Source organism: Streptomyces sp. NBC_01450 (assembly GCF_036227505.1).
Classification (GTDB): domain Bacteria; phylum Actinomycetota; class Actinomycetes; order Streptomycetales; family Streptomycetaceae; genus Streptomyces.
This window is the reverse complement of record NZ_CP109480.1, coordinates 7,026,004-7,038,909: the sequence shown is the minus strand read 5'-3', so window position 1 is coordinate 7,038,909 and position 12,906 is coordinate 7,026,004. Positions and strand designations below refer to the sequence as shown.

Sequence of the window (12,906 nt, the reverse complement as noted above, 5' to 3'; positions counted from 1 at the left end):
ATCGCGGCGTCGCAACCCTGGTGAGTGTCATGGCGAGAATCCGTTGGGTCGTGGCAGAAGTGCCGCTTCCGTGTGATCGTGCGCGCCCCTAGCGTCGGCCCGTGAACAAGTTCCTCCTCGCCGTGCACGTCCTCGCCGCGATCGTCGCCGTCGGGCCCGTGACCGTCGCCGCCAGCATGTTCCCGCCCAGTGTGCGCAAGGCGCTCGCCGAGCCCGGGGACGCCCAGGCCCTCTCCACCGTCCGGGTGCTGCACGGCATCTGCCGTGTGTACGCGACGGTCGGCGTCGCCGTGCCCGTGTTCGGGTTCGCCACGGCCAAGAACATGGGCGTGCTCGGCGACACCTGGCTGATCGTCTCGATCGCGCTGACGACCCTGGCCGCCGTCGTCCTCGCCGCGCTGGTCCTGCCCCGGCAGACCGCGCTCATGGAGGGCATAGGAACCATGGGAAACGTAGGAAACAGCGGTGCGGGCGAGGCGGCTCGTCGGGCCACCGGCCGGCTCGCCATGTTCACCGGGCTCTTCAACCTCCTGTGGGCCACCGTCACGATCTTGATGATCGTCCGACCGGGGTCCACCACGGGTGCTTAGCCATGGGATCCGGCTCATGCGGGGACAGGCGTACGTCTACGGCCCGTAAACCGTCACTTCTACGGTCCGTAAGCCGTCACTTCCGCGGCCCGTGAGTCCCAGCGGTCCCCGGTGTCCCAGAAGTCCCCCACGTCCGAGGACTTCGCCCAGTCCGCCGCCCGGTACCGCCTCGCCACCGCCGTCGCGATCAGTACCCCCGCCGCGACCACCAGGGTGAAGAACGCCCAGGTAAGCGGCCAGACCGTCGCGTCCGGGGGCTCCGGGTGGGAGTGGAAGGACAGGTACATGAGTGCGGCCGGTGGTCCCGCCACCAGCAGCAGGGGCCAGGCCAGCGCGTCCCGACGGCCGAGGTAAGCGGCCAGGAGCAGCAGGGCCACGCCGAGGAGGACGGCGCCGAGGACGGTCATCGAGGTCGTCTCGGTGATCGACCCGGTCGCCCCGGGGCGGTTGCGCAGGTCCCAGGGGAGGCAGAGGAGGTACGCCGCGCCGGAGAGGGCGGCGCCGAGCACGCGCGTCAGCCAGCGTTCCGGCCAGGGGCGCGTTCGCAGAGGGCCTAACAGCTTCTCGGTCATGCGTACGAGGGTTCCCGTCCGGGCGGCGGGCCGACAGAGTACGCGTACTCAGGTTCCCGTACTCCCGTTCCCGTACTCGGCCTCTCGCGCTCAGGTGGATTCGGCGGGTGCCGCCGACAGCGGGGTCGCGATGTCCTCCAGCGAGCGCCGTTCGGCGTTCACCGCGAGGAACGCGGCGACCAGGCCCGCCGCGCACATCAGGCCCGCGCCGATCTGGAAGGCCAGCACGGTGTCGCCGACCACGCCGGACTGGGTGAGGTCCGCGAAGACCAGCGGTCCGCTGATGCCGCCGGCCGCCGTGCCGAGGGCGTAGAAGAAGGCGATGGCCATCGCACGGGTCTCCATCGGGAAGATCTCGGAGACGGTGAGGTAGGCGCTCGACGCACCCGCCGAGGCGAAGAAGAGGGCCACGCACCAGCAGGCCGTCAGGGTCACCGCGCTCAGCGAGCCCCGGCCGAAGAGCCAGGCCGTGCCGAACAGCAGCAGCCCGGAAAGCAGGTACGTCGACGAGATCATCGGGCGGCGGCCCACCGTGTCGAAGAACCTGCCGAGCAGCAGCGGGCCGAGGAAGTTACCGAACGCGATCACCGCGAAGTAGTAGCCGGTGGCGCCCGCCGGGACATCGTAGAACTTCGTCAGGATCGCGCCGAAGCCGAAGGTGATCGCGTTGTAGAGGAACGCCTGGCCGATGAAGAGGGAGAGGCCGAGCGCGGCGCGCTTGCGGTAGGTCGCGAACACCGTGCGGGCGATGGTGAGGAAGCCGATGCTCTTGCGCTGGTGGATGGTGATCTCCCCGGCGGGGGGCGGCAGCTCGCGGCCGCCCAGCTCCGCGCGGACCTGTTCCTCCACCGAGGCCACCAGCCGTTCGGCCTCCTCCTGCCGGCCGTGGATCAGCAGCCACCGTGGGCTCTCCGGGACATTGCGGCGTACGAGGAGGATGACCAGGCCGAGGACCACGCCGAGGGCGAAGGTCAGCCGCCAGCCGATGTTCGCCGGGAAGAGGTCGGTGTCCAGCGCGACGATCGACAGCAGGGAGCCGCCGATCGCGCCCAGCCAGAAGCTGCCGTTGATGATCAGGTCGACCCGGCCGCGGTACTGGGAGGGGATCAGCTCGTCGATCGCGGAGTTGATGGCCGCGTACTCGCCGCCGATGCCGAAGCCCGTGAGGAAGCGGAAGGTGAAGAACCACCAGGGCTCGAAGGAGAGGGCGGTCAGGGCCGTGGCCGCGAGGTAGACCGCCAGGGTGACCATGAACAGTTTCCTGCGGCCGAAGCGGTCGGTGAGGCGGCCGAAGAACAGCGCCCCGACGCACGCGCCGGCCACATAGAGGGCGGCCGCGGTGCCGGTGACCTGCGCGGAGGTGATCGGCAGGCCGCTGCCGGGCTCGGAGAGGCGGCCCGCGATGTTGCCGACGACCGTGACTTCCAGTCCGTCGAGGATCCACACCGTGCCGAGGCCGATCACCACGGTCCAGTGCCAGCGCGACCACGGGAGGCGGTCGAGACGGGCGGGCACGGCGGTGGTGACCCGGCCCCCGGCTTGATCGGGGCCTCTCCCCCGGCCCTCTTCCTCAACGGCGGACATGAGGCTCCCTCCTCGTCGAGCGACGCCTGCCCGGGTTCCCTCCGGAGCACGGCCTACGCCCGCCCGAGTGCGGTCACGCCCTCCCGAGAGGGATCTACGCCCCCACGATCCGCGACACCGTATAGATCAGCAACCCGGCCAACGAACCCACCACCGTGCCGTTGATCCGGATGAACTGCAGGTCACGGCCGATGTGGGCCTCGATCTTCCTGGTCGTGTGCTCGGCGTCCCAGCCGGCCACGGTGTCGGTGATGAGGGAGGTGATCTCCGTCTGGTACGTCGTCACGACGTACACCGCCGCGCCCTCGACCCACCCGTCGACCTTCGCCTGGAGCTTGGCATCGGTGGCCATGCGGGCGCCCAGCGAGAGCAGCGAGGCCCGCACGCGCAGCCGCAGCTCACTGCGCTCGTCCTCGGCGGCGGACACGATCATGGACCGTACGGCCGTCCAGGCGGAGGCGATCAGGTCCTGGACCTCACCGCGGCCGAGCACCTCGCCCTTCAGGCGCTCCACGCGCGCGCGGGTGTCGGTGTCGGACTGGAGGTCGGAGGCGAAGTCGCTGAGGAACCGGTCGAGGGCGCCGCGGGCCGGATGGGAGGGGGCGTCGCGCATCTCGGTGACGAAGCGCAGCAGCTCCTTGTAGACCCGCTCGCCGACCTTCTTGTCGACGAAGCGCGGGGTCCAGCCGGGCGCGCCGCCCTGGATCGCGTCCATGACCTGCTCGTCGTGGAACACCAGCCAGTCATGGGCGCGGACGACGATCAGGTCCACGACCCGCTTGTGGCCGCCGTCCGCGACGATCTTCTCCAGCATCTTCCCTATGCCGGGCGCGATCTCCTGGGCGTCGGCGCGGCGGGTGATCGCCTCCCCGACCACCGCCTGCACGTCGGAGTCGCGCAGCACGGTCAGGGCACCTCTGAGCGCGGCGGCGAGCTCGGCGGTCACCCGGTCGGCGTGCTCCGGCTCGGCGAGCCAGGAACCGAGGCGGCTGCCGATGCCCACGGCGCGCAGACGCTGTCGTACGACGTCGGAGGAGAGGAAGTTCTCGCCCACGAACTCGCCGAGCGAGACGCCCAGCTGGTCCTTCTTGGTGGGGATGATCGCGGTGTGCGGGATGGGCAGGCCGAGCGGGTGACGGAAGAGGGCCGTGACCGCGAACCAGTCGGCGAGCGCGCCGACCATGCCGGCCTCGGCGGCCGCCGCGACGTAACCGGCCCAGCCGCCCGCGCCCTCGTGGGACGCCCATTTCGCGAGGACGTAGACGAGGGCGACGAAGAGCAGCAGGCCGGTGGCCGTCACCTTCATACGGCGGACGCCGCGGCGCCTCTCCTCGTCGGCGGGGCTGAACGAGGTCATCGCGCGGTTCGGCGGGCCCGGGGCGGTCGTCGCCCGCCGTTCCCGGCCGGGGCCGGCCGTCGTGCGCTCGGCCTGCTCGATGGTGATCGTCGCGCGGTCGGTGGGGGCGCCGGGCAGGGCGTGCCGCCCTTCGGCGCCCGCGTCTTCCGGTTCTGTTCGTTCCATTCACTCCACCCGTTCGCCGAGCCGTCCGAGGGCTCCGTACACATTGTCCCTTCCTGACCGACTCCCGGAACGGAACAGGAGTTCCCTGCGTCTGTTCGGGCGGGGGGAACTCAGGGGAATCCTGGGGCCGTCTCCGGGACATCTCAGGGTCGTTCGAGGCCACGGTAGGGGCCCGTCGATTTCTTCCCCACCCCGTACCGCATCATGTGATCATCACTTCGGAGCCTCGGGCTCCCCTCGCCCGAGGAGACACGCACCGCATGACCAAGCGTCACGGTTATGCCCTGCTGGCCGCCGTCATCGCCATGATCGTGGCCATATCCGGAGCCATATACGTGGGTGTCGCCGCCGACCACGGCACGGGCGGCACCCGCAACGCCACCGCCGACAACCGCGCCCCGCGCGACTCGGCCGCCCCCGCCTCCGCGGGCACCTGGGTCGGCACCTGGTCGGCCTCCCCCGCCGCGGCCGAGCCCGGCACCGAGACGAACGGCATGGCGGGCCGCTCCGTGCGCAACGTCGTGCACACGGACGTCGGCGGCACCGAGGCCCGCATCACCCTGTCCAACCTCTACGGGCAGCAGCCGCTGAACATCACGCACGCCTCGATCGCCGTCGCCGCGGCCGAGAACGACGCGGCGGCGGTGGCCGACACCATGCGCCGCCTCACCTTCTCCGGCAGCACCACCGTGATCGTCCCGCCCGGGCAGCAGGTCATGAGCGACGCCGTGCGCGTCCGCGTCCCGCGCGACTCCGACGTCCTCGTGACCACGTACTCCCCGACCCCGTCCGGCCCGGTCACCTACCACCCGCACGCACGGCAGATCTCCTACGCCGCCCAGGGCGACCGCACCGAGGACGTGACCGCCACCGCGTACACCGAGCGGACCCCGCACTGGCGCTACCTCACCGCGCTCGACGTACTGAGCGACGAATCCGTCGGCACCGTCGTCGCCCTGGGCGACTCGATCACCGACGGCATCACCTCCACGGAGGGCGCCAACCACCGCTGGACGGACATCCTCGCGGACCGGCTGCGCACCGCGGCCGGCTCCGGGGACGTACCTCGCTACAGCGTCGTCAACCAGGGCATCAGCGGCAACCAGGTCCTCGCCGAAGGACTCGGCCGGCCCGCCGACAACCCGAGCGGGCTGAACCGTCTCGAGCGCGACGTGCTCGACCGTACGAACGTCAAGGCCGTCGTCATCGACCTCGGCGTCAACGACATCCTGCGCAACCAGGGCCAGGCCGATCCGGCGGCCATCACCGACGGACTGCGGGAGATGGTGCGGCGGGCGCACGCGCGCGGCCTGCGGGTCGTCGGGGCCACGCTGATGCCCTTCGGCGGGCACCGCGGGTACTCACGCACGCGTGACGCCGTGCGCCGGACCGTCAACGCGGAGATCCGGGCGGGGAAGGTGTACGACGCCATCGTCGACTTCGACGAGGCGTTGCGGGATCCCTACGATCCGCGGCGACTGCGGGCCGACTACGACTCCGGGGACCATCTGCACCCCAGCGACAAGGGGTACGAGCGGATGGCGGAGGTGTTCGAGCTCGGGGATCTGAAGGGGGCGACGCCTGCGGAGCTGTGAACGGGGCGCTCCACTCAACCGGAGACTAGTAGCCGCCGTGCCTGCGCCGATGCCGCTCGTCCCGGCGCTCCCGGTGGCGTTCCCTGCGCTCCTCCTGGCGCTCCCTGCGTTCCTCGTGGCGCTCGCGGATGAGGTCCTGGGCATCGTCGAGAGCGTCGAACATGTCACCGAGGCCGTCCCGCCGGGAACCCTCCAGTTCCTTGCGGGCGCTCTTGCGCTCCAGCTTCTCCTGGCGGCGCTCCTCCTTCAGACGCAGCCGCTCGGCACGGGTCAGCTTGCGCTCCACACCGACGCCGCCCCAGAAGGCGAAGCCCGTGACGATCACGCGCGGGGCGCCCGGGTCCCCGGACCGGCCCTCCTCGCGGTGGTCGAAGCCACCCATGATGCCGATCCCGCGGACGACGACCTCGACGCCGGGCGGCACGATGACGTTCATGCCGCCCATGACGGCGACACAGTTGATGACGACCTCACGGTCCGCGAAGTTCGCCTCGCGCAGGTCGATCTCGCCACCGCCCATGAAGGCGAAGGAGTTGAAGCGCCCCGGCACCGTCCAGCGGCCCTTGCGCTCGAAGCCCGACAGGATCGCCACGCCCCACGAGGACGAACCCTCGCCACCGACGATCCGCCCCGCCCAACTCCCGCTCTCCTCGGGCTGCTTGACCATGGAGACCGGGGCCGCGGCGTGCGCGCCCGGCAGATCACGGGTGAGTGGCGCCAACTCCCTGTACGTCCGCGCCTTGAACGCCGCTTCCAGCCGCTCCTCGAACTCCTCCATGTCGAGACGGCCCTCCGCGAGGGCGTCCCGCAGCTGTTCGGCGACCCGTTCGCGATCGGCGTCGGAAGCCCGGAGCTCCGAGCCCGGGGTTCCGGGGTCCGCCGGCGTCGGTCGCTGGTCGTCGCTTCCCCTGGAAGGCGCATCCTCGGTCATGGGACTCACCCTACGAGAGAGCCTTCTCCGCGTACATGCGGCTGATGACCGCCTCGATGTCCGGCTCCCGCACCGAGAGGTCCACCAGGGGGAACTCGGCCGCGATCCGCGCCACCAGCTCGGCCGCCGACGCCGACGCGGGAAAGGCGAGCCACTGCCGGGGCCCCTCCACCTTCACCACCCGCGCCGAGTCCACCTCGATCGGCGGAAGCTCCCGCTCCAGGTCGACCACGAGGGTCCGCTCGCTCTCCCCCACCTCGTGCAGCCCGGTCAGCGGACCGTCGTACATCAGCCGTCCGTGGTCGATGACCATCACCCGCCGGCACAACTGCTCGATGTCGGTGAGGTCGTGCGTGGTCAGCAGCACCGTCGTACCGCGCTCGGCGTTCAGGTCCCGCAGGAAGGAACGGACCTTGGCCTTGCTGATCACATCGAGGCCGATGGTGGGTTCGTCCAGGTAGAGGACCTCGGGGTCGTGCAGCAGCGCCGCCGCGATGTCGCCGCGCATCCGCTGGCCCAGCGAGAGCTGGCGCACCGGGACGTCCAACAGGGCTTCCAGGTCCAGCAGTTCGACGCAGCGGTCGAGGTTCTCGCGGTAACGGGCGTCCGGGATCCGGTACATGCGGTGCATCAGCCGGTAGGAGTCGATCAGCGGAAGGTCCCACCACAGGGTCGTACGCTGCCCGAAGACGACCCCGATGCGCTGCGCGAGCCGGGTCCGCTCGCGGGACGGGTCGATGCCCGCCACCCGCAGCCGGCCGGCGCTCGGGGTGAGGATGCCGGTGAGCATCTTGATGGTCGTCGACTTGCCCGCGCCGTTCGGGCCGATGTAGCCGACCATCTCACCGCGTGCCACGGTGAAGGAGAGGGAGTCCACGGCCCGTACCTGGCGCCGTTCGCTGCGCAGGAAGCCGGTCTTCTTACGGACGTCGAAGACCTTCTCGACGCCCTCGAGTTCGATGAAATCGCCCACCGGATCCCTGACCGGGTCCGTCATCAGGCCTGTTTCCATGTCGGTTCAACTCCCCGTGCTGCGATAGGAACGAAGTCCCGCCCGCCACGCGATCCCCGCCAGCGCGCAGCAGCCCGCCGCGACCAGGGGCGGGGTGAAGGCGACCCAGGTCGGCAGGTCGAGCGGATAGGGCCGGCCCAGCACGTACAGCCCGGGCAGCCAGTTCACGAAGGCCAGCGGGAGCACGTAGGTGACCCCACGCACCAGGTCCTTGGCGAAGACGGTCGGCGGGTACTGCAGGAGCGTGGTGCCGCCGTACGTGAAGGAGTTCTGCACCTCGGAGGCGTCCTGCGCGACGAACTGGAAGGCCCCGCCCGCCACGAACACGGCCGCGAAGACGGCGGCGCCGCACAGCAGCATCAGCGGGACCATGAGCAGTCTGAGCGGCGTCCAGTCGATGTCGAGTACGACCATCGCGTACCCGAGGACCAACAGCCCCTGGGTGACCCGCCCGAGGCGGCGCAGCGCGAAGCGGTCGGCCGCGACCTGGGCGAGAACCGGGACGGGGCGTACGAGAAGCGTGTCGAGCGTGCCGTCGCGCACCCGGCGCCCGAGCCGGTCCATCGAGCCGACCGCCAGGTCCGTGATCCCGAAGGAGGTGGCCGAGACGCCGTACAGGAAGGCGACCTCGGGCAGGCTGTAGCCGCCGAGCCGGTCGACCCGCGAGAACATCAGCAGCACCGCGACGAAGTCGAGGGCGGTCGCCGCGAAGTTCCCGAAGGTGGTCATCACGAAGGAGGCGCGGTAGGCCATCGTGGAGCGGATCCACATCGCGGCGATCATCCGATAGGCGCGGACACCGTCGCGCACGCGGGCATACGTGCCCTGCCGCGCACCCAGCGTCCCCGAGCCCGGCGCCCCCGAGCCCTGGACCGGCCACCCATCCCTCGAACCCTGGACCGGCCGCTCATCCACCGAGCCCACCGATCCGTCCATCGGGCCGCCGGTCCCCGCGTCCACCGAGTCAGCCACCCTGCACCACCACCCTCCGGGTCGCCACCGACTGGATCAGCCGGCCCAGGGCCAGCAGCCCGAGGGCCCAGGACGCCTGGAAGACATACGTGCCGAGGGGATCCGCGGTGCCGAGGAGGACGTCCGCGGGGCCCTGGACCAGGGAGGACCAGGGCAGAGCGCGTACGACCTCGCCCAGCGCGCCCGGGAAGACGTTCAGCGGCAGCAGCATCCCCGAGCAGAAGACACCCGCGATCATGGACATCTGCGCCGCACCCGCCCCGTCGAGCAACCAGAACGCGGACAGCGCCACCAGGTAGCGGATCGAGAAGCTCACGACTATCCCGAGCGCGACCGCGACCAGGAACGCGATCCACGTCAGCGGGTCGGCGGGGAGCGCGAGCTCGAAGCAGAGCGCGCCGAACGCCAGGGGCACCACTCCGCGCCCCAGCAGATGGAACATGGCCCGCCCCGCGTCCTGGGACAACCACCACAACTGGAGGTCGACAGGACGGTACAGATCGATCGCGATGTCACCCGTACGGATGCGCTCGATCAGTTCGTCCTCGAAGCCGCCGCCCATGGTGGCCATCGCCATGAGCAGCGCCTGGGAGAGCCACACGTAGGTGAGCGCCTGAGCCTGGTCATAGCCGCCGAGGTGCGGTTTCTCGTCCCACAGCGCCATGAAGATGTACGCCAGGATCAGCCCGAACACGGTGTTGGTGAACACCCCTGCCGCCGTCGCCGTCCGATAAGTGGCGTAGCGCCGGAACCCGCCCACCGCGACGGCCGTGTACAACCGCCCTGTCCCCACGAGGAAGTCCTCCTTGCGCCTGAAGGGCCGTTGTGGCCGAAGCGCAGGAGCCTAGCCTCCGCCCGGCTTCGCCTGCCAGGCATTTTCAGGCGCGACACGTGCCGGGATCCGGGAACGGAACGCTTGGTACGACAGTCTTCAACAGGGGGCGCACCAGGCGTATGAGGGCGTACGGCGACGTACGATGCGAAACAGGAGTCCGGCGAACAGATGAGTGACAAGCCGCAGCCGCAGCAGAGCAGCCAGGGCTGGGCCCCCAGGGAACCGGAACCGGTGCTTCACGCGGCACCGGGCGAGCCGGGCAGGGACGGCACACCGGGCGAGCCGGGTGGGACGGACGCACCGGGGAACCCGGGCAAGCCGGGGAAGAAGCCCAGGCGCAAGCGGACCGGCTGGGGACGGCTCATCCCGACCTGGCGGATGGTGCTCGGCACGATCCTCGGCGCGATACTGCTCGTGATCGGCCTGTTCGCACTCGGCTACTACCTGGTCAAGATCCCGCCCGCGAACGCCGCCGCGACCAAGCAGAGCAACGTCTACCTGTACGCCGACGGCAGCCAGCTCGCCCGCGACGGCGAGGTCAACCGCGAGAACGTGGCACTCGCGGAGATCTCCAAGGCCGCCCAGCACGCGGCGCTCGCCGCCGAGGACCGCGACTTCTACACCGAGTCCGCCGTCGACCCGAAGGCGATGATCCGCGCCGGCTGGAACACCGCCACCGGCAAGGGCAAGCAGTCCGGCTCGACCATCACCCAGCAGTACGTGAAGAACTACTACCTGGGCCAGGAGCAGACCGCCACACGGAAGGTGAAGGAGTTCTTCATCTCCATCAAGCTCGACCGCCAGAAGAGCAAGGACGACATCCTCGAGGGCTACCTCAACACCAGCTACTTCGGCCGCAACGCGTACGGCATCCAGGCCGCCGCCCAGGCGTACTACGGCGTCGACGCCAAGACCCTGTCGGTCGGCCAGGGCGCCTACCTCGCGGCGCTCCTGAACGCACCGAGCGAGTACGACGTGGTCGCGCACCCCGAGAACAAGTCCGCGGCCCTCGCCCGCTGGAACTACGTCCTCGACGGCATGGTCAAGAAGAAGTGGCTGGCCCAGGCGGACCGGGCCAAGGTCACGTTCCCGCAGCCCAAGCAGGAGGTGGTCGCGGCCGCCATGTCGGGCCAGCGCGGCTACCTGGTGCAGGCGGTCAAGGACTACCTCGTCTCCAACAAGATCATCGACGAGGACACCCTCACCACCGGCGGCTACCGCATCACCACCACCCTGCAGAAGTCCAGGCAGAACGCCTTCGTCAAGGCCGTCGACGACCAGGTGATGTCGAAGCTCGACAAGAAGAACCGCAAGGTCGACCGGTACGTCCGCGCCGGCGGCGTCTCCATCGACCCGGCCACCGGCGACGTCGTCGCGATGTACGGCGGCATCGACTACACCAAGCAGTACGTCAACAACGCGACGCGCCGTGACTACCAGGTCGGTTCCACCTTCAAGCCGCTCGTGTTCACCTCGGCCGTGGAGAACGGCTCGCAGACACAGGACGGCCGCACGATCACCCCGAACACCGTCTACGACGGCACCGACAAGCGCCCGGTGCAGGGCTGGAACGGCGGCTCGTACGCGCCCGAGAACGAGGACAACGTCTCGTACGGGCCCATCACGGTTCGCACTGCCACCGACAAGTCCGTCAACGCCGTGTACGCGCAGATGGCCGTGGACGTCGGCCCCGGCAAGGTCAAGCAGACGGCCGTCGCCCTCGGCATCCCCTCCACCACCCCCGACCTGACCGCCACCCCCTCCATCGCGCTCGGCCCGTCCACGGCCAGCGTCCTCGACATGGCGGAGGCGTACGCGACACTCGCCAACCATGGCAGGCACGGCACGTACACCCTCGTCGAGAAGGTCACCAAGGACGGCATGCCGGCCGTGAGCCTGCCCGAGCAGGACACCGAGCGGGCGGTGAGCCGGGAGGCCGCCGACACCACCACGTCCGTCCTGCGGAGCGTCGTCGAGGGCGGCACCGGCACGGCCGCACTGGCCGCCGGCCGGCCCGCCGCGGGCAAGACCGGCACCGCGGAGGAGGACCAGGCGGCCTGGTTCGCGGGCTACACCCCCGACCTCGCCACCGTCGTCTCCGTCATGGGCCAGGACCCCGACACCGGCACCCACGAGTCCCTCTACGGCGCCCTCGGCCAGCCCCGCGTCAACGGCGGCGGCTACCCGGCGCAGATCTGGGCGCAGTACACGAAGGCCGCGCTCAAGGGCAGCAGCCCGAAGGACTTCGACCTCCAGCTCCAGCCCGGCGCGCAGGAGCAGCAGCTCCCGAGCACCGGCCCCACCGACCAGCCCCCCGGCACCGGCGACGAGACCGACGGGGGCCAGACCACCGGCGGAACGGCCACCCAGAGCCCGCCCTCGGACGATACGCAGGGGCTGACCCAGGGCCAGACGGACGGCCAGACCCAGGGCCAGACGCAAGGTCAGACCCAAGGGCAGACGCAGGGCCAGACGGACGGCGGCACCACCACCGGCGGCGGCACGACCGACGGGACGACCACCGGCGGCACCACGGACGCCGGCACCACCACCGGCGGCGACACCGCGGCCCCGTCGGGCGGGACCACGGACGGCGGCACGGCGGGGACGACCGCGGGAGGGGGACCACTGGGCGCGCTGACGTCACGAAAGCAGTGACCCGCGCCCGGCCGGACGAACGGCGGTTCCTGGATCCGCGGGTACAGGAACCTCAGATCCAGGAACCCCAGGTCCAGGACCTCAGATCCCCAGGTCCTTGATGATCTTCGCCACGTGGCCGGTCGCCTTCACGTTGTACAGCGCCCGCTCGACCTTGCCCTCCTCGTCCACGATCACCGTGGAGCGGATGACACCGACGTACGTCTTGCCGTAGTTCATCTTCTCGCCGTAGGCGCCGTACGCCTGCAGGACCGCCTTGTCGGGGTCGCCGACCAGCGTGACCTTCAGCGACTCCTTCTCACGGAACTTGGCGAGCTTCTCGGGCTTGTCCGGGGAGACCCCGATGACGTCGTACCCGGCACCGGCCAGCACATCGAGGTTGTCCGTGAAGTCACAGGCCTGCTTGGTGCAGCCGGGGGTCAGGGCGGCTGGGTAGAAGTAGACGATGACCTTGCGGCCCTTGTGGTCGGCGAGGGAGACCTCGTTGCCGTCGGCGTCGGGCAGGGTGAAGGCGGGGGCGGTGTCGCCGGGCTGGAGTCGCTCGCTCATCGGAACCTCACGTGGCCGGGGTGAATGCTTACGGAACTACGGGAACGAGCGTAATGGGGGTGCCGAGGGGTGGGCGGCGGCCCGAG

General features: G+C 70.3%; 11 protein-coding genes. 3 read left to right on the top strand and 8 right to left on the bottom strand.

All coding sequences use genetic code 11. The features are described 5' to 3' along the window. The first annotated feature begins 101 nt into the window (after positions 1-101). Entirely contained in the window at positions 102-590 is a 489-nt protein-coding gene (locus tag OG568_RS31400; protein ID WP_266582672.1) for a DUF2269 family protein, read from the top strand. 59 nt (positions 591-649) lie between these two features. Here OG568_RS31400 and OG568_RS31395 read toward each other — a convergent pair whose 3' ends face one another. The 3 genes from OG568_RS31395 to OG568_RS31385 all read right to left on the bottom strand — a co-directional run bounded on the left by OG568_RS31395 (position 650) and on the right by OG568_RS31385 (position 4,268). Further along, positions 650-1,162: a hypothetical protein gene (locus OG568_RS31395; protein ID WP_329533965.1), complete on the bottom strand. Its 513-nt coding sequence runs from the start codon at positions 1,160-1,162 to the stop codon at positions 650-652. A 90-nt stretch (positions 1,163-1,252) separates the two neighbouring features. Further along, positions 1,253-2,746, bottom strand: coding sequence for an MFS transporter (locus tag OG568_RS31390; RefSeq protein WP_329533964.1), 1,494 nt, complete (start codon positions 2,744-2,746; stop codon positions 1,253-1,255). Positions 2,747-2,840: 94 nt separating this feature from the next. After that, the gene (locus OG568_RS31385) at positions 2,841-4,268 is read right to left on the bottom strand and encodes a DUF445 domain-containing protein (RefSeq protein ID WP_443077791.1); all 1,428 of its coding nucleotides are present in this window, start codon (positions 4,266-4,268) and stop codon (positions 2,841-2,843) included. Positions 4,269-4,528: 260 nt separating this feature from the next. Here OG568_RS31385 and OG568_RS31380 point away from each other — a divergent pair, with 260 nt between their 5' ends. Beyond that, positions 4,529-5,863, top strand: a complete 1,335-nt coding sequence (locus tag OG568_RS31380; protein ID WP_329533963.1) for an SGNH/GDSL hydrolase family protein — start codon at positions 4,529-4,531, stop codon at positions 5,861-5,863. A 25-nt stretch (positions 5,864-5,888) separates the two neighbouring features. Here the strand turns inward: OG568_RS31380 and OG568_RS31375 are convergent, their stop codons facing one another. The 4 genes from OG568_RS31375 to OG568_RS31360 are packed head-to-tail and all read right to left on the bottom strand — an operon-like array spanning position 5,889 to position 9,571. After that, positions 5,889-6,794 carry a DUF1707 SHOCT-like domain-containing protein gene (locus tag OG568_RS31375; protein ID WP_329533962.1) on the bottom strand — a complete coding sequence of 302 codons (906 nt, stop codon included), beginning with the start codon at positions 6,792-6,794 and terminating at the stop codon, positions 5,889-5,891. Positions 6,795-6,804: 10 nt separating this feature from the next. Continuing rightward, complete coding sequence (locus tag OG568_RS31370) at positions 6,805-7,806, bottom strand: ABC transporter ATP-binding protein (protein ID WP_266413646.1); 1,002 nt, start codon at positions 7,804-7,806, stop codon at positions 6,805-6,807. A gap of 6 nt (positions 7,807-7,812) precedes the next feature. Beyond that, complete coding sequence (locus OG568_RS31365) at positions 7,813-8,742, bottom strand: ABC transporter permease (RefSeq protein ID WP_443077894.1); 930 nt, start codon at positions 8,740-8,742, stop codon at positions 7,813-7,815. 28 nt (positions 8,743-8,770) lie between these two features. Continuing rightward, positions 8,771-9,571: an ABC transporter permease gene (locus OG568_RS31360; RefSeq protein ID WP_266650449.1), complete on the bottom strand. Its 801-nt coding sequence runs from the start codon at positions 9,569-9,571 to the stop codon at positions 8,771-8,773. Between the two features lie 210 nt (positions 9,572-9,781). Between OG568_RS31360 and OG568_RS31355 the strand changes: the two genes are divergently transcribed. Next, positions 9,782-12,271, top strand: a complete 2,490-nt coding sequence (locus tag OG568_RS31355; RefSeq protein ID WP_329533960.1) for a transglycosylase domain-containing protein — start codon at positions 9,782-9,784, stop codon at positions 12,269-12,271. Positions 12,272-12,352: 81 nt separating this feature from the next. Here OG568_RS31355 and bcp read toward each other — a convergent pair whose 3' ends face one another. Then, positions 12,353-12,820 (bottom strand): thioredoxin-dependent thiol peroxidase, encoded by a 468-nt coding sequence (bcp, locus tag OG568_RS31350; RefSeq protein ID WP_329533959.1) that lies wholly within the window; start codon positions 12,818-12,820, stop codon positions 12,353-12,355. Positions 12,821-12,906: the final 86 nt, after the last annotated feature.